General features: G+C 43.3%; 14 protein-coding genes and 2 pseudogenes. 2 read left to right on the plus strand and 14 right to left on the minus strand.

The window, feature by feature from the left end; genetic code table 11:
• Positions 1 to 50 precede the first annotated feature (50 nt).
• The 5 genes from lpdA to NO992_RS19815 form a co-directional block, all read right to left on the minus strand.
• Positions 51 to 1,475 (minus strand): dihydrolipoyl dehydrogenase, encoded by a 1,425-nt coding sequence (lpdA, locus tag NO992_RS19795; protein ID WP_010370334.1) that lies wholly within the window; start codon positions 1,473 to 1,475, stop codon positions 51 to 53.
• A gap of 211 nt (positions 1,476 to 1,686) precedes the next feature.
• A complete protein-coding gene (aceF, locus tag NO992_RS19800) occupies positions 1,687 to 3,579 on the minus strand; it encodes a pyruvate dehydrogenase complex dihydrolipoyllysine-residue acetyltransferase (RefSeq protein WP_371380030.1) in 1,893 nt (630 codons plus the stop codon).
• An 11-nt stretch (positions 3,580 to 3,590) separates the two neighbouring features.
• Complete coding sequence (gene aceE, locus NO992_RS19805) at positions 3,591 to 6,257, minus strand: pyruvate dehydrogenase (acetyl-transferring), homodimeric type (RefSeq protein ID WP_010370326.1); 2,667 nt, start codon at positions 6,255 to 6,257, stop codon at positions 3,591 to 3,593.
• A gap of 70 nt (positions 6,258 to 6,327) precedes the next feature.
• Positions 6,328 to 7,077, minus strand: coding sequence for a pyruvate dehydrogenase complex transcriptional repressor PdhR (gene pdhR / locus NO992_RS19810; protein ID WP_010370324.1), 750 nt, complete (start codon positions 7,075 to 7,077; stop codon positions 6,328 to 6,330).
• 555 nt (positions 7,078 to 7,632) lie between these two features.
• Positions 7,633 to 8,385 (minus strand): substrate-binding periplasmic protein, encoded by a 753-nt coding sequence (locus NO992_RS19815; RefSeq protein WP_371380033.1) that lies wholly within the window; start codon positions 8,383 to 8,385, stop codon positions 7,633 to 7,635.
• Between the two features lie 229 nt (positions 8,386 to 8,614).
• Here NO992_RS19815 and NO992_RS19820 point away from each other — a divergent pair, with 229 nt between their 5' ends.
• Entirely contained in the window at positions 8,615 to 9,733 is a 1,119-nt protein-coding gene (locus NO992_RS19820; RefSeq protein WP_371380035.1) for a DUF1570 domain-containing protein, read from the plus strand.
• Between the two features lie 1,262 nt (positions 9,734 to 10,995).
• Here NO992_RS19820 and NO992_RS19825 read toward each other — a convergent pair.
• The gene (locus NO992_RS19825) at positions 10,996 to 11,283 is read right to left on the minus strand and encodes a hypothetical protein (protein ID WP_371380037.1); all 288 of its coding nucleotides are present in this window, start codon (positions 11,281 to 11,283) and stop codon (positions 10,996 to 10,998) included.
• 84 nt (positions 11,284 to 11,367) lie between these two features.
• On the minus strand, positions 11,368 to 11,964 hold the full coding sequence (locus NO992_RS19830) for a GAD-like domain-containing protein (RefSeq protein WP_371380039.1): 597 nt from the start codon (positions 11,962 to 11,964) through the stop codon (positions 11,368 to 11,370).
• Positions 11,965 to 12,003: 39 nt separating this feature from the next.
• On the opposite strand from NO992_RS19830, the gene NO992_RS19835 reads away from it, so the two are divergent.
• Positions 12,004 to 13,082 (plus strand): IS3 family transposase gene (locus NO992_RS19835; RefSeq protein ID WP_371380041.1). Its coding sequence is split into 2 segments (ribosomal slippage): positions 12,004 to 12,256 and positions 12,256 to 13,082, totalling 1,080 coding nucleotides; the frame shifts between segments, so codons are not numbered across the junction.
• 262 nt (positions 13,083 to 13,344) lie between these two features.
• On the opposite strand, the gene NO992_RS19840 is transcribed toward NO992_RS19835, so the two are convergent.
• The 7 genes and pseudogenes from NO992_RS19840 to NO992_RS19870 form a co-directional block, all read right to left on the minus strand.
• Positions 13,345 to 13,575, minus strand: coding sequence for a hypothetical protein (locus NO992_RS19840; RefSeq protein WP_349289220.1), 231 nt, complete (start codon positions 13,573 to 13,575; stop codon positions 13,345 to 13,347).
• 271 nt (positions 13,576 to 13,846) lie between these two features.
• Complete coding sequence (locus NO992_RS19845; protein ID WP_371380043.1) at positions 13,847 to 14,365, minus strand: group-specific protein; 519 nt, start codon at positions 14,363 to 14,365, stop codon at positions 13,847 to 13,849.
• A 283-nt stretch (positions 14,366 to 14,648) separates the two neighbouring features.
• Positions 14,649 to 15,113, minus strand: a complete 465-nt coding sequence (locus tag NO992_RS19850; protein WP_371380046.1) for an SMI1/KNR4 family protein — start codon at positions 15,111 to 15,113, stop codon at positions 14,649 to 14,651.
• Between the two features lie 91 nt (positions 15,114 to 15,204).
• Positions 15,205 to 15,507, minus strand: a pseudogene (locus NO992_RS19855) (T6SS immunity protein Tdi1 domain-containing protein).
• 186 nt (positions 15,508 to 15,693) lie between these two features.
• Positions 15,694 to 16,146, minus strand: a complete 453-nt coding sequence (locus NO992_RS19860) for an SMI1/KNR4 family protein (protein ID WP_045965130.1) — start codon at positions 16,144 to 16,146, stop codon at positions 15,694 to 15,696.
• A gap of 9 nt (positions 16,147 to 16,155) precedes the next feature.
• Positions 16,156 to 16,524, minus strand: coding sequence for an HNH/ENDO VII family nuclease (locus NO992_RS19865; RefSeq protein WP_202904040.1), 369 nt, complete (start codon positions 16,522 to 16,524; stop codon positions 16,156 to 16,158).
• 57 nt (positions 16,525 to 16,581) lie between these two features.
• Positions 16,582 to 16,842 (minus strand): annotated as a pseudogene (locus NO992_RS19870) (hypothetical protein); the annotation flags it as partial.
• Positions 16,843 to 18,107: the final 1,265 nt, after the last annotated feature.

Consider the following 18,107-nt stretch of genomic DNA (forward strand, 5'->3'; position numbering starts at 1 on the left):
AAAAACAAAAAACCCAGCACAAGGCTGGGTTTTTAAAAGCTCAGAAAAACTTACTTTTTCTTCACTGCTTTTTTATTTGGAAGGTCAGTGATTGAACCTTCGAAGATTTCAGCAGCTAGACCGATTGACTCGTTCAGCGTTGGGTGAGCGTGGATAGTAAGCGCTAGGTCTTCACCGTCAGCACCCATCTCTACTGCTAGACCGATTTCACCAAGCATTTCACCTGCATTGATACCAACCATAGCACCACCGATCACACGGCCTGACTCTTTATCAAAGATAAGCTTAGTAGAACCTTCAGTACGTGCAGAAGCGATTGCACGACCAGAAGCAGCCCACGGGAATACCGCAGTTTCAATGCTTAGACCTTGCTCTTTTGCTTCTTTCTCAGTCACACCAACCCAAGCGATTTCTGGATCTGTATATGCAATTGAAGGAATACACTTAGGATCGAAGTAATGCTTCTTACCAGAGATAACTTCAGCAGCAACGTGACCTTCATGAACCGCTTTGTGTGCAAGCATAGGTTGACCTACGATGTCACCGATAGCGAAGATGTGATCAACGTTGGTTTTCATTTGCTTGTCAGTGCTGATAAAGCCACGCTCATCAACATTTACGCCCGCTTTGTCAGCGTCGATTAGCTTACCATTTGGTGTACGACCAACAGCAACTAGTACTTTGTCATAACGAACTTGGCCTTCTGGTGCTTGCTTGCCTTCGAAAGATACGTAGATACCGTCTTCTTTCGCTTCAACAGCAACAACTTTAGTAGAAAGCATTACGTTAAACTTGTCTTTAACGTACTTTTGGTAAATCTTGATAACGTCTTTGTCTGCCGCTGGTACTAGTTGATCAGCAAACTCAACTACGTCAATCGCTGAACCTAGTGAACGGTAAACAGTACCCATCTCGAGACCGATGATACCACCACCTAGTACAAGTAGCTTTTCAGGCACGTCTTTAAGCTCAAGTGCACCTGTAGAGTCGATGATACGCTCGTCTTCAGGAATGAAAGGTAGGCTTACAGGCTGAGAACCCGCTGCAATGATTGCGTTTTCAAAGGTCACTGTTTTCGCACCATCAGCACCTTCAACTGCGATAGTGTTAGAACCTGTGAACTTACCGTAGCCATTAACTACAGTTACTTTACGCATCTTAGCCATTCCGCCAAGACCACCAGTAAGTTGACCGATAACAGACTCTTTCCATGAACGGATTTTGTCTAGATCAATTTGTGGAGCACCGAAAGAAACACCGTGAGAAGCCATTTCAGCTGCATCGTCAATTACCTTTGCAACGTGAAGAAGGGCTTTTGAAGGGATACAACCAACGTTCAAGCACACACCACCTAGCGTGTCGCGAGATTCGATTAGTGTAACGTCTAAACCTAAGTCTGCTGCACGGAATGCTGCAGAGTAACCACCAGGACCACCGCCTAGTACAACAACTTGAGTTTTGATTTCGTTGCTCATGTTATTACCTTAACTGTTATTTGAACGGGTTTACTCGTCGAGAGTAGCCGACCCAAAGTGCCTGCCAAACACCCGATTCGGGGCACAGGGCAGAGAGAGTTATTATTGCTCGAAAGTGTATCATTCACACTCTCTGTTGTCCCGCCTAATTATCAAGCGGAACAATAAAATACAAGAAAACCGCATCACCTAAATCATGCGGTTTCTATTCTTACATTACTAGCTGGCGAATATCGCTTAGGTAGTTTGCAAGTGTCACAGTAAAGCGAGCTGCTAGCGCGCCGTCAATGACACGATGGTCGTATGAACAGCTTAGCGGCACCATTAGGCGCGGCTCAAACTCTTTACCATTCCATTTCGGTTTGAAGTCTGACTTAGAAACACCCAAAATCGCAACTTCAGGAGCATTAACGATTGGCGTAAACGCCGTACCGCCGATACCGCCTAGGCTTGAAATAGTGAAACAGCCGCCCTGCATATCAGCAGACGTCAGTTTACCATCACGTGCTTTCTTAGAAATTTCCATCAACTCGCGTGATATCTCAATGATGCCTTTCTTGTTCACGTCGCGAACAACAGGAACCACTAGACCATTTGGTGTATCAACCGCGATACCGATGTGAACATATTTCTTCAAGATTAAGCTCTCACCATCTTCAGATAGTGAAGAGTTAAACGTTGGGAACTCTTCAAGTGCTTTTGCAGCCGCTTTCATCACGAATACTAATGGCGTGATCTTCACACCCATTTTCTTCTTCTCAGCTAGCACGTTCTGTTCTTTACGGAACGCTTCAAGCTCTGTGATATCAGCTTCGTCAAACTGCGTAACATGTGGGATTTGTACCCAGTTACGGTGAAGGTTTGCACCCGATAGCTTGTTGATGCGAGAAAGTTTCTTCTCTTCAATTTCACCAAACTTGCTGAAATCTACTTTTGGCCAAGGAATAAGACCAAGCTCACCGCCGCCAGTGTTGCCACCTTTTGCGATTTGACCAGACTCAACTTGCTTAACCAGCTCTTTCACGTAGTTTTGTACGTCTTCTTTTAGTACACGGTTTTTACGACCTGTACCTTTAACGCGAGCTAGGTTAACTCCAAACTCACGCGCTAAACGACGTACCACAGGTGATGCGTGGGCATACTGATCATTGGCCACAAAGTCATCTTTTTGTGCAGAAGCTTTTGGTGCTTCAGCTTTTGCCGCGGGAGCCGCTGATTGAGCTGGTTTTGCTTCAGTTTTAGCTGCTGCCTGAGGTGCAGGTGCCGCGCCCTTTACTTCGAATACGAAGATTAAAGAGCCCGTTGATACTTTGTCGCCCGCATTGACTTTGATCTCTTTAATCGTACCTGCAAACGGTGCTGGTACTTCCATTGAGGCTTTGTCGCCTTCAACCGTGATAAGAGATTGTTCGTCTTCAACGCTGTCGCCAACAGCAACCATGATTTCAGTGACTTCAACTTCGTCGCCACCGATATCTGGTACATGCACTTCTTTTTCAGCTGATGCAGCTGGTGCTTGCTCTGCAGCTGGCGCTTCTGCAGCTTCAGTAGTCGCAGGCGCATCACCGCTACCTGCCACTTCGAAGATGAAGATCAATGAACCGGTTGACACTTTGTCACCTGCGTTGATTTTCACTTCTTTAATAGTACCTGCAAATGGTGCTGGTACTTCCATTGAAGCCTTGTCGCCTTCAACCGTGATAAGCGATTGCTCTTCTTCAACAACATCGCCCGCAGCCACTAAGATTTCAGTTACTTCAACTTCATCGCCACCAATATCTGGTACGTGAACTTCTTTCACTTCTGTCTTGCCAGAGGCGCTTGCTTCTGGCTTAGCTTCTTCTGCTGGTTGCTCTGCCGGTGCTTCTTCACCTGCCGCTTCAAAAACCATAATCAAAGAGCCAGTCGATACTTTATCGCCTTCCGCTATTTTGATTTCTTTAACTGTACCCGCCACTGAGGCAGGTACTTCCATTGATGCTTTGTCGCCTTCAACAGTGATAAGCGATTGCTCTTCTGCAACCGTGTCACCTACGCTTACTAGGATCTCGGTTACTTCAACCTCATCGGCACCAATATCTGGAACATGAATTTCGATTGCCATCACTCGTCCTCTTATGCGTAAAGTGGGTTAGTTTTGGTGGTGTCGATATCAAATTTCTTGATAGCGTCAGTCACTACTGATTTTTCAACTTTGCCTTGCTTAACTAGCTCGCCAAGTGCAGCAACTACCACGTAACCGGCGTTCACTTCAAAGTGACGACGTAGGTTTTCACGGCTGTCTGAACGACCGTAGCCGTCTGTACCAAGTACTTTGTAAGATGCACTTGGCATAAATGCACGTACTTGATCAGCATAGTTTTTCATGTAATCCGTAGCAGCAATTGCTGGCGCATCACCAAGCACGCTGGTGATGTAAGCTACTTTTTGCTCTGCTTCTGGGTTAAGCATGTTGAAACGCTCTGCATCTTGACCGTCACGAGCAAGTTCGTTAAATGACGTTACAGAGAATACGTCTGAACCGATACCGTAGTCGTCGCTTAGAATTTGCGCCGCTTTACGTACTTCGTTCAGGATAGTACCCGAGCCCATTAGCTGAACCTGTGCTTTGTCGCCAGTGTAGCTTTCAAGCTTGTAAATACCCTTACGAATACCTTCTTCAGCGCCTTCAGGCATTGCTGGCATATGGTAGTTTTCGTTCATTAGCGTTAGGTAGTAGAACACGTTCTCTTGCTCTGGACCGTACATACGACGGATACCATCTTGCAGAATAACCGCTACTTCAAATGCAAACGTTGGGTCGTAAGAAATACAGTTAGGCACTGTACCTGCTTGAATGTGTGAGTGACCGTCTTCGTGCTGTAGACCTTCACCATTTAGCGTTGTACGACCGGCAGTTGCCCCTAATAGGAAGCCACGCGCTTGTTGGTCGCCCGCCATCCACGCCATATCACCTACACGTTGGAAACCAAACATTGAGTAGTAGATATAGAACGGGATCATTGGTAGGTCGTTGGTGCTGTATGACGTTGCTGCTGCAACCCATGAAGACATCGCACCTAGCTCATTGATACCTTCTTGTAGTACCTGACCTGACGTTGCTTCTTTATAGTAAGAAACGATATCGCGGTCTTCTGGGCTGTAGTTTTGGCCGTGCGGGTTGTAAATACCGATTTGACGGAATAAACCTTCCATACCAAAAGTACGCGCTTCATCAGCAATAATTGGAACAACGCTCTTACCGATATTCTTGTCTTTTAACAAGATATTAAGTGCACGAACGTATGCCATTGTGGTTGAGATATCACGCTTTTGTTCTTCTAGAAGCGGTTTAAATGCATCTAGCTCAGGTAGCGTAAGCGTTTCTGTGAAGTTAGGTAAACGCTTAGGTGTATAACCGTGAAGCGCGTTACGGCGAGCATGTAGATATTCGTGCTCTTTTGACCCTTCTTCTAGCGTCAAGTAAGGTAGCTCTTGTAATTGCTCATCAGATACCAAGTCATCTAGGCCTAGACGTGAACGTAGGTGTGCTACGTGTGTCATGTCCATTTTCTTAACTTGGTGAGCAATGTTTTTGCCTTCAGCCGCAGCGCCCATGCCGTAACCTTTTACCGTTTTAGCTAGGATAACCGTTGGACGACCTTTGGTGTCTTGTGCCGCTTTAAATGCAGCAAATAGCTTAGATGGCTCATGACCACCGCGCTTTAACGCGAAGATTTCGTCGTCAGTCATATCAGCAACAAGCGCTGCTGTTTCTGGGTAACGACCAAAGAAGTGTTCACGTACGAAGGCACCATCTTTTGCTTTGTAAGTTTGGTAATCACCGTCAACTGTTTCATTCATCAGTTGCAGCAATTTACCCGTAGTATCTTTGGCAAGTAGCTTATCCCAACCAGAACCCCAAACGACTTTGATCACGTTCCAACCAGCACCTTTAAATAGGCCTTCTAGTTCTTGGATGATCTTGCCGTTACCCATTACTGGGCCGTCAAGACGCTGTAGGTTACAGTTGATTAGGTAGCATAGGTTGTCTAGCTTTTCACGGGCAGCGAAAGAAATCGCACCACGTGATTCTGGCTCGTCCATTTCACCATCACCAAGGAAGGCGTAAACGCGTTGCTCAGACGTATCTTTTAGACCACGGCCATCTAGGTATTTAAGAAAACGCGCTTGGTAGATAGACGCGATTGGACCTAGACCCATAGAAACCGTTGGGAACTGCCAGAATTCAGGCATTAACTTAGGGTGTGGGTATGAAGAAATACCGTTACCATCTACTTCCTGACGGAAGTTATCTAGCTGCTCAGCGCTTAGGCGGCCTTCAACAAATGCACGAGCATAAATGCCCGGAGAGATGTGACCTTGGTAATACACTAAGTCACCACCGTCTTTCTCGTTTGGTGCACGGAAGAAGTGGTTGAAACACATTTCATAGAATGCAGCTGATGACTGGTAAGAGGCCATATGCCCGCCCAGCTCAAGATCTTTCTTCGAAGCACGAAGTACGATCATAATAGCATTCCAACGGATGATAGAGCGAATACGACGCTCAAGGTTCACATCCCCTGGATACGCAGGCTCTTGATCTGCTGGGATAGTGTTGACATAGTTAGTCGTAGTGCCTGTTGGCATATCTACGCCATCAAGACGCGCTTGCTCTAATACTTGCTCTAACAAGAACTGAGCGCGCTCTACGCCTTCTTCTTTTACTACCGACTCAAGCGCCTGTAACCATTCTTGGGTTTCTAGCGCGTCTACGTCAATTTTATTGACTTCAGACATATGGAGTGTTCCTTATGTTTAAAATACGAATTTATTCTATTTGTGCCAATTCTTACTGAATCAAGCCCGATTACTGCTGTTTTGTTCTACGCAGTGAACGTTCTATTCGCGAACGCTCTTTACCGGCTTCTAATAACGCTTCTTCGATAAAGGCTAAGTGGGCGTTACTAGCAAGTCTTGCTTGTTCAGGGTTACCATTGATCACCGCATCTAATAACAACTTTCTGTGCTCACCGAGCTGCTCACTCACGTCTGATTTTTGCACCAAGACCGTTAAGTTTTGCAACACGTTTTGCTCAAGCAGTGACTGCATCCCTTTTACAAGATGAAGCAGGACGACGTTATGTGACGCTTCTGCAACGGCAAAGTGAAAAGCATTAATTGCCCTTGCCTTTTGCATCAAGTCATCACCTATCTCTGCAATATTGTCAAAGCTTTGTTGTACCTTTGCAAAGTCATTCTCTGTGCCCCTGAGTGCCGCGTAGTAGGCGGCGATGCCTTCTAATGCATGACGAAACTCAAGTAAATCAAACTGAGATTCTGGATGCTTACTGATCAAGTCAAATAACGGATCAGTCAGCCCTTCTTCCAGCTGATTTTTAACATACGTGCCACCACCTTGACGACGGGTAACAAGCCCCTTAGCTTCCAATTTCTGGATAGCCTCACGAAGTGATGGACGCGACACTTCAAACTGCTTAGCTAGTTCACGCTCAGGCGGCAACTTTGCACCGGGTAATAACGAGCCCTCGAGGATCATATTCTCAAGCTGTTCTAGTATTACGTCGGATAATTTTGCTGCTTTAATCTTTAAAGACATTGAAATAACGCCAATTTTTTATGATGTGACCTAGCCAGACCGCTGACTTATTTTAATCAATTTGGTAAGAATTAACTTCATAGGTAAATTGGTCATACCAAATTTGCACAATACGTTATCAAAATCCATGACAACTGTCAAAATTCAGCCCAATTCAATAATTAGCTGAGTGTAAAAACAACAGTTGGCGTGCATAAACTTTAACCAAGAATCGGGCAAATTTAAAAGGTGATTTAAATGGTCAGACCAGATAGACATATACCAATTAACGCTAAATCAAGCTGCCGGAAAGGCGGTTTGGATAAGGCAAGTCTTAATCTAAAGCAGCCAATGACGATTCAAGATAGTCTTTACGATTGTTGGCTGTAAAGCATGCTCTAAAATCCACTGAATACACTATTAGGCTTTACATGTAATAACATTCTTTATGCTTTATATACCGTCAAAATAGCCAACAGGCTATGAAAAGCATTAAAAATAAATTTGGATTCTAACTTATGAAAGATTTCGCAACGGATCAGGACATTATTTAGTTTTAGCAAAACCAAAAAGCAATCAATCGGTAAACACACGAGAGCAGCGAGCACGATACTGAGCAACATAGTCTTCATCCGCCCATAGTTTTTTAAGCCCTTCGTTATACAACTCGACATATTCACTATGATGTTTATTGATTAGCAAATAGCCTTTTTGAATAAAAGCAGGGATCGCTTGCGCCACTAATAACTCCGCCTCTTCTGCTGGCAGTTCTTGCTGATAGGACTTCGCCGATTTTTCGTCCATAATCATAATATCCGCACGGTTTCGTAGGATCAGTGCCACATTTTTACTGGTATACGTGGCATATGAGGTTTTGATTTCAAGCGTCTCTACCGCTTCTAGCAGAGAAGTCGGATAAGTTAACCCTTGATTGAGCAACAATCTAAATGGCTTAAGATCTGCGTAACTCGTATAGGTAAACGCTAAATCTCGATGGTGATAAAAGCGTGCCGTTTCTTCAGTGAGTGGGTGTTGAGTGTAAATATAGTCTTTGCTCCTTTGCTCACTGTAATACCAATAAGCACTACCAATGTAAGCCGCCTTCATTCCCTCTTGATAGGCGCGTTCCCAAGGCATAAATAAAAATCGGACTTTGATATCAGAGAGCGCAAAGACATCTCGGATCACAGCAGCCACACAGCCTTGATCTTGTTTCGCTTGATCTAAGTACGGCGGCCATTGCCCCGTCGTAATATTCACCTGAGTATCAAGCGCGCTCGCACTCCCGCCCACACAACACAGTAAAATCAACGGCCAAACTACTTTCATCTGTATGCTCTGTTATTTTTTCAAAAAGTATAGGCAACGAATTAGATTATGGGTACATTGTTGTAGAAAAAAGAATGGCAAATAATGCAAACGATGCGCTATGACTCACTAAAGTAGATGTTATTTAATGCCATGGGAGTAGGCCGATAATCAAATTACCCATTGCCAAGTTTACCGATAATCGAGTATAACCAGAGTCTCTGGGCATGTATTACACAAGGATATCACTTTGGTTTGGCGGGTCTTTGTCCTACTACTTATCATCACAATGATATTGTTTGCGCTTTATTTTATCTATCCAAGTGCAGCAGCAAACTCGATGAGGTCTATCAAACCTTTATTGACTGAATTAGGCATACAGCTAGACACCCATACCGAAAAACGTTTAAGTCAGCCAGACACCACTCCTCACCTAACGGTTGCACCACCAAAAGTAACAAAACAACAGCTACCTGAAATACCAGAAAAAGCCTTTTATAACCTAAACGGGCACAGTGATATTGTTAATATGTTCAGCGGTATCTCAACATCTACCTGCGGAGCACTAAAGCGCGAAGTATTTTCCTTGCAAACACAATTCAGCGACATTGAAAATTTTAAACTTAATCTAACGGGTAAACCCGTGAGCCCTTATGTTGAATATCAGGCGCAGCAAACCCTCAACGTGGTGTATATGATGTTTAAGCACTTTTTTAACCAGTTAGCGCATAAAAAAGCCTTATCTCCCATCCAGTTGAACATGCATATTGCCGCCAATGACGCTGACTACAATGCGCTAATACTCTCTCGCGATGCAGAGCCCGCTGGCACCTTGGGCATGTACTTCTTGTTTCAAAACCAAGGCTTTATCAATGGCAGTCGCACTGAGGAAGAAACGCTAAGAACGCTCATTCACGAGTCCGTGCACGCCCTCGTTTTTTACTATTTCGGCGTAACCCCTCGATGGGTAACGGAAGGCTTAGCCGAGTATTTTGAGCACCTAAGAATTACCGAAACAGCTCAATTTTCAGTTTACCTCTCTGACGAAGATTGGTTAACGAAAGAAGGGATTTTAAAATCGCGCTTTACTAAGCTTGATATTAACACCCTATTCAATAGCGAAAATCAGTGGCAAACCATGCAAAGTGCCACCTTATATGCCAATAGTTATCTGTTTACCGGATTTATGGTCGAGCACAACAGCAACGCTTTTTTCGAGTATTTACGACAAGAAAGCAGCAATCCGTGCAATATTGTCCCTGCACAAAATATCGAGCAGCTCTTTCGTAATTTTAATGAAAATGTCGAATCACAATTTGAGGGATGGCGTAGTAAGCCTCGCCAAATTCAACGTGGCGCATGGCAATAACCCCGAGAGTGAGCACGGATTATTTTAACAAAAAAAGCTGTGTCGAGGCTTACAAGAAACCTGCAACGTAGTATGCCTCCCAATTCACGATGCAAATAGCTTTGCGGGAGGCGGTTCACCCGCCGAGAAGTGTGCTTTTCGGGTAGTCGTAGCCCATGAATGGGCGTCGAAAACAGTCAGGAGGACGGGCTGACTTTACGATAAATTTCGAGAAATCAGCCGTTAGCAAAATAAACCTCCATGTTTAATATCAAAGCGCATCCATGCGCTCCTCGTTCATTCTTTTTAAACGACGAAAAAGAACGAACCAAGAAAACGTCGCCCCAACATCACACTTAATCCTCAAATCCTAAGCCGATATAGTGCAACCGTCTTGTAAGGCACGTCCCTGTACCAGACAAGACTTGGCCGACATCCTGTCGGCACTTTGCATATCGACTTATGCTTTTCGGGTGTGATGAAGGGGGAATACGTTGCTTGTGAGATCGTCTACGATTTTAGCGATTAAGCTGCTTTAAAGCATTGCAAAAGCTATCAGCGTAGCCTCCTAGCTCACAGTCTAAATAGTTTTGTGGGAGGCGGTTCACCCGCCGAGAAGTTATGCTTTCGGGTAGTCGTAGCCCATGAATGGGCTTCGAAACCTGCCAGAAGAACAGGCTGAATTCACGATAAATTTCGAGAAATCAGCCGTTAGCAAAATAAACCTCCATGTTTAATATCAAAGCGCATCCATGCGCTCCTCGTTCATTCTTTTTAAACGACGAAAAAGAACGAACCAAGAAAACGTCGCCCCAACATCACACTTAATCCTCAAATCCTAAGCCGATATAGTGCAACCGTCTTGTAAGGCACGTCCCTGTACCAGACAAGACTTGGCCGACATCCTGTCGGCACTTTGCATATCGACTTATGCTTTTCGGGTGTGATGAAGGGGGAATAAAGTTGCTTGTGGAATTTCCACTTTCTCAGTAGCAATAGAGTAGTTTATAAGCTCAAAAGCGGCTCCAGCCTCACAGTGTAAATAGCGTTGTGGGAGGCGGTTTACCCGCCGAGAAGTTATGCTTTTCGGGTAGTCGTAGCCCATGAATGGGCTTCGAAACCTGCCAGAAGGACAGGCTGACTTTACGATAAATTTCGAGCTATCAGCCGTTAGCAAAATAAACCTCCATGTTTAATATCAAAACGCATCCATGCGCTCCTCGTTTATTTTTTTTAAACGACGCGATCGAGCGAACCGAGAAAACGTCGCCCCGGCATCACACTCAATCCTCAAATCCTAAGCCGATATAGTGCAACCGTCTTGTAAGGCACGTCCATGATGCCAGACAAGACTTAGCCGACATCCTGTCGGCACATTGCATATCGGCTAATGCCTTTCGGGTGTGATGGAGGGGAGTAAGTTGCTTGTGGAATTTACACTTTCTTCTTAGCGGTAGAATGGTATTCAAGCTTTGGATAACACTGCGGTGGCTGCGACCCGCCTTAAGGGCGATATTTTGTTTGGCGCTTAGGTCAATTTGATTGGCGATGAGTTCAAAGTTAATCATCATCGCATTTTCAATTAATAAGTAAGTGTTTTTAGTGGTAAGGAGTTAAGTGGTTTTTATTTGCTACTTTAATAACAGGAGCATTTATTATGAATAAGCCTTAGCTATAAGCCCTTGTTGGTCTAGTGTTTCTTTCTGACCAAATGATGCTAATACACTTAGATGGGCGAAAATATTTACTTTACTGACATTGTCAATGGTAGGCTGCCCACCAAGAAAAAAAGCGGGTTCAAAAGCGTACATTTCGTTGTATTTTAATTGAGATAATCGAAGTTTATATTTTTCAAAAAGTAAGTCTCCACTCGTATCATCTATATCCAGCGATGTTGGCCTTTTTGCACTAAAGAAAAACTGTATGGCATCGTTTTCTTCTCCAGCTGCTATGTCTTCGGCATTACCTTCTTTCTCTATAATCCAACCATAAGATGGGTCGATTAGATATTTATGTCCAAATTTCTCTCCCCATAAGAATAGCTCTCCAAATGCACTGCGAGCAATTACATAATATGTGTCTTGCTCGACGATAACTGTATCTCCAAGCCATGCATCTAAGGTATCATCATAATCATCGGGATTAGTTAACCAAAAAAGCCCTTCCCCGAAACCAGAAAATCCGTATTCACTCCAATATTCTAATAATCTAGTAGGCAGTTTGTAACTCCCCCAAAAAATGAAACAGTTCATAAGTAGAATTTTCCATTAACTAAAATAGGAAAATTTACGATGAGAAAAAGCAAGTTCACCGAAACTCAAATTGTCAGCATGATCAAAGAAGCTGAGGCGGGTATTCCTGTGCCTGAAATCTGCCGTAAACACGGTATCGGCCAAAGTACATTTTACAAATGGCGCTCAAAGTATGGTGGTATGGAAGCGTCTGATGTTAAACGCCTCAAAGAGCTTGAAGAAGAAAACCGTAAGCTAAAAGATATGTTTGCAACTCTTAGCCTAAAGCACTCGATGCTTGAGGATATCATCGCAAAAAAGCTGTAAAAACAAGTAGGCGCAGAGCTTGGGTAGAGCATTTAAGAGCTCAATTTAACGTCAGCGTCGCATTTGCTTGTGAAGTGGCAGGGCTAAGCCGCTCAGTTTTTTATTACAAACATAAACGGCCGTTAGATGATGAAGTTATCGACGCATTACTTGCGCTGGTAGAGCGCCATCCTAGGTGGGGGCTGCCTAAGCTATTCAAAAGGCTTCGTAATAAAGGTAAGTCGTGGAATAAAAAGCGTGTTGAACGCGTTTACAGCATGCTAAAACTAAACTTGAGACGTAAAGGAAAGCGCCGTGTTCCAACAAGAACACCTGAACCATTAAGTGCACCGACACAACATAATGAATCGTGGTCAATGGACTTTATGAGTGACGCATTAATCTATGGACATCGTTTTAGAACACTGAATGTGCTGGATGATTTCAACCGACAAGCACTGGCGATTGAGGTCGATACAAGCTTAACTTCTGAACGAGTTATTAGAACGCTACAACAAATTATTGCTTGGCGAGGAAAACCAAAGCAGATTAGAGTGGATAATGGTCCAGAATTTACTTCAACGGTACTCGAAGATTGGGCAATGAAAAATGACATCAAGTTGGAATTTATAGAGCCAGGCAGTCCTTACCAGAATGGTTTTGTGGAAAGGTTTAACCGAAGTTATCGTGAAGAAGTGCTCGATTTATACTTGTTTGAGTCACTGCAAGAAGTACGTGAAATCACAGATGAGTGGTTAGATATTTATAATTATGAGCGACCACATGATTCACTTGGCGATATGACACCAATTGGTTATCTTGAGGCTGCATAAAATTCTACGAAATAGCTGTACTAAATTGGGTGGAGTTACAAGTTTACCTTCAAACTTTTTTATTATTTCTGCTGGGGCTTGATGTTTTTCAGTAGGCTCTTCAAATTTTTCAAGAAACCACTCGAAATCTTCATCTATTTCAAATTGTTTGGTCATTATTCTAACCTCCTCACTTACACCGTTCTAATTCTATATTCACTTGGGTGGTAGGGCCCATTGTTCTCAACGCAAACCTTGCTGCCTCATCCATACCGGAAACTCCCTATAAACTGAAACGTTTTACCGTGGCTTGCATGCCTTCGATGGCGGCGTCTGGGAGTAGTAGGTCGTAGTGCCAACTGGTAGACATGTCATCAAGTGAATCGCGTAGGCCTTTAACGATGTTTTTAACTTCCGTGGCAGATTGTTTTCCAAGGTCTTGCCAGTTGATGTCTCTTAGGTATTTAACTGGGTCGCCTTTACCAACTTTTCTTTGTGTAAAGATCTGAAGCACTGCGCAGAGCGACTCTCCGGCATTTTTTAAGATAACCTTGCCTACGGTTGTGACATGTCTTGGGCCTCTATTGGTGGCTTTGAATAACCCCTACAGCATCTGATTTTGAAGGTAGTGAAACGATGTTAGTATTTTCAATTAACTCGGACACGCGAAGCGCTAAGAAGTTATGAGTTGAGCTGGTGATCCTGACTATTTAATAAAAGCTTTTATCTTAGATGTATTGTACTAATATTCTCCGAAAATCAGCGAACACAGCTTTCGAATAATATCATTGCTTTCTAGCTCGTTCATTTAGAACTTTAAGTAAGTCAGAATCGCCTTTTACCCAGAACTTGTCATCATCAGGAAAAATATTCTCTGGATACTCATTTGCAAAATCTATAAATTCACCGTTCCAATGCTGTGGTATGTACTTTTCCATTTGCACGCCTTCATGATAAAATGCGGCTACACTTTTAGCATCAAAGTCGATAAACATGATAGGGAATAAATCAGCAACATCCCACCAAGATCTAGCTGATGGGAACCTAGATGCCAGTCTCTTACTTAGTTCTCTGCAACTTATTTCATTACCCTGAATTTTATCCAGAAAAGTTTCTACATTATTTTCATCTAAAGTATGGAGGCCAAACCTATCAGAGTCGTCAAGCTCTGGAACTTGATATCCATTTTCTATAAAAGCGCCTCTTAGTTTTACCAAATCTAATATCCATAACTCTCGTTCTCCCTTAAACCAGCGAATTTTGCTTTGATAGCGTATAACTACTATTACAATTTCATCAAACACAGATATTTCCTTAGGGTGAAAGCACACTTTGTTAATAACAATTAACTGAAGAGCAACTCTGCCCTGAATTCATCGCCAACAGAGGTTCGTACATATTTGCGACGTATCGAATCTTCACGACCAGTGTGTTTTACAAAGTTATAAACAACCGGTCTGAACAGAGCAGTTTTCCGCCGAAATTGGTTCACGTGTCTGACAAGTACCTTTCTTAATTACGACACCCAATATCCAATGCTGATAAGGGGGCGCAAACTAATCATTTATTTTACCCATATTCAGCCTATCAAAGACGCTCAACAAAAGCTTCAAAACTATCTGAAACTAGTACAAAAACAGGACTTAATTCATCTGATTCATTATGATCCCAGAGTACAACTGACGGTTCAATATTGCTATCTTTGAAGTTTAAACATAAAAAGTCTCCACCAAAAACATGAGCAAAAGGAAGTAACTCAACACCCACTAAATCTTCATTGTCGGTTAGGCGCTCTTCAATCTGAGCGAGTACCACTTTTATTTCGTACTGCATAATATCGTCTGACAACTTTGAATCGTTTGTGATAAGAAGTGCTCGTTCAATCAATCGCTCCTCATTGTCTATGGCGTAAGTGAGCCCTTCAAAAGCAACGCCATTATTGTTGCGGAAAAACTCGATAAACGAATACGGAAGTTTAATTCTGCAAAAGTTTTCTAATTCAAAGATGCTTGAGTTATTTAACTCATAAGAGTCATTACGTTTAGTGATCATATATAGTCTATGCCTTTTGCTGGAAAATATTGGTTAGGATGATTGAGCTAGGCCTTGCGACATCTGAGTCTTGAAAAGACTTAAAAAGATGTTACTGGTTATGGGGTAATTTTTTAGCCAATGCAACGATATCAACCATAACACGCTTCTCTTCAAGGTCAGCTAGGAAAGCTAAATGTTCCGCGGCTTTTATCTTTTGGAGATTCTCAAGCTTAGGTTCGTCACCAAGGGCAAGAACTGGCACAAAGCCATAGATTTCTCCATTTTCAAATTGCCTGAGCCATGGTAGTTTACTGCACCCAAATATTTCGGTATCTTTCCAGCCTTCTCAATCGGATAAAACCGCCGAAATGATAAGAAACAAGACATCAGTAAGAGCATGATGTTGGTTGATGGAAGAGCGCTTATCTTCAACAAGTTAAAGTTAGCTAAATAACGACATAATTAACAAGTAGATAGTGATAATATGGGCGTTATTAGATCAGAAAAGAGCTGGGTGTTAAAGCCTTTTTACAAAGTGCGATCCCACCGTGACTACTAAGCGCTGCTCTCAGTATTTTTGACTTAATTATAATTAAAATTACGAGGTTCTAATCTCAACATATTCACAAAAGAATGAGAAGAAGGAGTTCGAGATTACCTCGTCAACTTGTTTTTTAAATAAGTTATAATTAACCAGTTTGTATTCTTCCTCTTGGGTATTAGAGTCTAAGCACCAACAGATTTCATTTTCTTTATAAAAAATGACAACTAAATGCTCAGGTAATTGAAATTCTCCCCTGCAATCTAGAGTGTCACCTAATATCGTCCCACCGTGCGTTAAGTTGGCATTATTATCTTCAATGCCAGAGATCTCTGAGTCTATAACTCCCCCGCCGCCACACTCTCTTAAAAAACTAACTAGTGAAGGTGGAAGTTTAATCGAAATTAACTTCTCAAGTAGAGCTATTTCTTTCAGGTCAGCCGCACCTTGCCAAAAGGTTTCATGTTCGCTCAAATCAAGTTGTTTAATTAACTCACTATATTTATTCATATAACTTTCCTACTCAAAATCTTTTGCTCTAAGTTTCCAGTACTCTTTTTTAAATTTATCATACTGATATTGGAGTGATTGGTTATTCCTAAAACTTTTACCATCTTCGATTAGACCGTGCAAAGCTTTGTGGTGTTTTTTATGAGTTGAAGATAGAAGTTCAACCATTGGGCTCGGCTCTTGTCCCAAAATGTGATGCAAATTTATTTGCTTACCATCCTTCCCTATCGGAGCATTCCCATTTTTCATTAAGTCAAGATTTGACCAACCATTTTCAATTTTAACTCTAATACTTTTATGAACACTTGAATCAATATGTGCTGGTATTTCTGACGTAAAATCAAGATCGCTTTTATACATTTTGCGATTATTGACCATATTAGGTGTATATTTTTTGTAGTTTGAGCTGGAAATTTTCTCATTCACTGCAGCTCCAGCCCCCGGCAGCTCATTCCCTTTTGGCGGTTCCAATTCATCGGCTTTGGCTTTGGTGGGCTTGTCGGTAACGCCTCGAATTGGTGGTTGGCCTTGATATTCATCCAGTGCTTTATTAACTCGCTGCCCGATTTCTTGGGCGGCTTGTTGCATATGCTGGTCGATTTTGGGGGTGACGTCGTCTAGGCGTTTTACTGTGGCTTGCATGCCTTCGATGGCGGCGTCTGGAAGCAGTAGGTCGTAGTGCCAACTGGTAGATATGTCATCAAGTGAATCGCGCAGGCCTTTGACGATGTTTTTTACTTCCGTGGCGGATTGTTTTCCTAGGTCTTGCCAGTTGATGTTTCTTAGGTATTTAACTGGGTCGCCTTTGCCGAGCTTGCGTAAAACGGCAAGCGCAGCGGAGAGTGATTCTCCAGTATTTTTTAAGATAACCTTGCCCACGCCTTTGACTGCTGAGCCCACAACTGGTACTAAACCAATACCTGTTAGGGTAAAAGCAAGCCAAGCGTCGGTGTCGTTGGCTTCATCATCGTCAGTCAGTAACATGACATTGGCGGTGATATCTCGTAAATCCATGACTTGGTCGATAATCGGTATCATGGAAATCAAGGTACCTACCACGATTTGTGACGTGGAGGGGTTTTGATTAAAGTCGCCTTGTAGTGTGCCCCACAACCAATCGCCTGCTTGGGTTGCAATGCCATTGGCTTCTACCAGTGGTGCAGTATTGCCGCTGCGTACCATTTCAGCCGCTCGCGCTGGGGTGATTTGTCCATACAGTGGGTTTTTAGGGCGATTATCTTCTGGTAGGTAATCGCGTTTGTCCTCACCATATTGCACGGTGTATTGACCGGGCGGTGCATTCTCAATTTTTGCTTTACCGCTGTCGTCTAAGTTGCCGGTCAGCGCTGTGCCGTTTGCAAATCGAATGGTATAAGGCGCCCCCATGATTGGGCTGCCATCTTGATAAGTATAAGACAACTCAATGGTACTGCTCGCCATAGTGGCAATGCCATCGGCGGCAAGTGAAAGTCGAGCATTCTCAGAGAGTGCTTGAATTTGCGGTACACTCGGCATCGTGGCGCTTTGTTTACCACCAATATCTTGCTCCATGCTGCCGTCAAACACGGTCATGGCTTTGCCTTTTAAGGTCAGTAACTTGTCCGCAAAGATGTTGACGTTACCACTTGAGTCAATGCTGATTTCACTGCCACCATTGGCAAGGGCGAGGTTGCCAGAGCCACTGCCTTTAATCGTGATATTGCCTTGGCTTTGAATGATTTGACTTCCCGCCGGGGCGGTGATGGTGAGGTTGTTGTCTGCCTTGAGGTTTATATCACTTTGGATAACACTGCGATGACTGCGACCCGCCTTAAGGGTGATATTTTGTTTGGCGCTGACGTCTATTTGATTGGCGGTGACGTCTAGGTTGGTTGCTGCATCAGCAATCACCGACTTTTTACTCTCCAGTGCCAGTTGTTGTTTGGCGCTGGCAATAAAGGTTTTATTGGTGAGTAGTCGAA

Origin of the sequence: Pseudoalteromonas sp. DY56-GL79, from assembly GCF_041414765.1 — a bacterium.
Classification (GTDB): domain Bacteria; phylum Pseudomonadota; class Gammaproteobacteria; order Enterobacterales; family Alteromonadaceae; genus Pseudoalteromonas; species Pseudoalteromonas piscicida.

What these genes read in the sequence shown, in the direction of transcription:
- aceE (WP_010370326.1), bottom strand. Translation starts at nt 6,257, where the DNA reads ATGTCTGAAGTCAATAAAATTGACGTAGACGCGCTAGAAACCCAAGAA.
- NO992_RS19815 (WP_371380033.1), bottom strand. Translation starts at nt 8,385, where the DNA reads ATGAAAGTAGTTTGGCCGTTGATTTTACTGTGTTGTGTGGGCGGGAGT.
- lpdA (WP_010370334.1), bottom strand. Translation starts at nt 1,475, where the DNA reads ATGAGCAACGAAATCAAAACTCAAGTTGTTGTACTAGGCGGTGGTCCT.
- NO992_RS19830 (WP_371380039.1), bottom strand. Translation starts at nt 11,964, where the DNA reads ATGAACTGTTTCATTTTTTGGGGGAGTTACAAACTGCCTACTAGATTA.
- NO992_RS19860 (WP_045965130.1), bottom strand. Translation starts at nt 16,146, where the DNA reads ATGAATAAATATAGTGAGTTAATTAAACAACTTGATTTGAGCGAACAT.
- pdhR (WP_010370324.1), bottom strand. Translation starts at nt 7,077, where the DNA reads ATGTCTTTAAAGATTAAAGCAGCAAAATTATCCGACGTAATACTAGAA.
- NO992_RS19865 (WP_202904040.1), bottom strand. Translation starts at nt 16,524, where the DNA reads ATGGTCAATAATCGCAAAATGTATAAAAGCGATCTTGATTTTACGTCA.
- aceF (WP_371380030.1), bottom strand. Translation starts at nt 3,579, where the DNA reads ATGGCAATCGAAATTCATGTTCCAGATATTGGTGCCGATGAGGTTGAA.
- NO992_RS19825 (WP_371380037.1), bottom strand. Translation starts at nt 11,283, where the DNA reads ATGATGATTAACTTTGAACTCATCGCCAATCAAATTGACCTAAGCGCC.
- NO992_RS19850 (WP_371380046.1), bottom strand. Translation starts at nt 15,113, where the DNA reads ATGATCACTAAACGTAATGACTCTTATGAGTTAAATAACTCAAGCATC.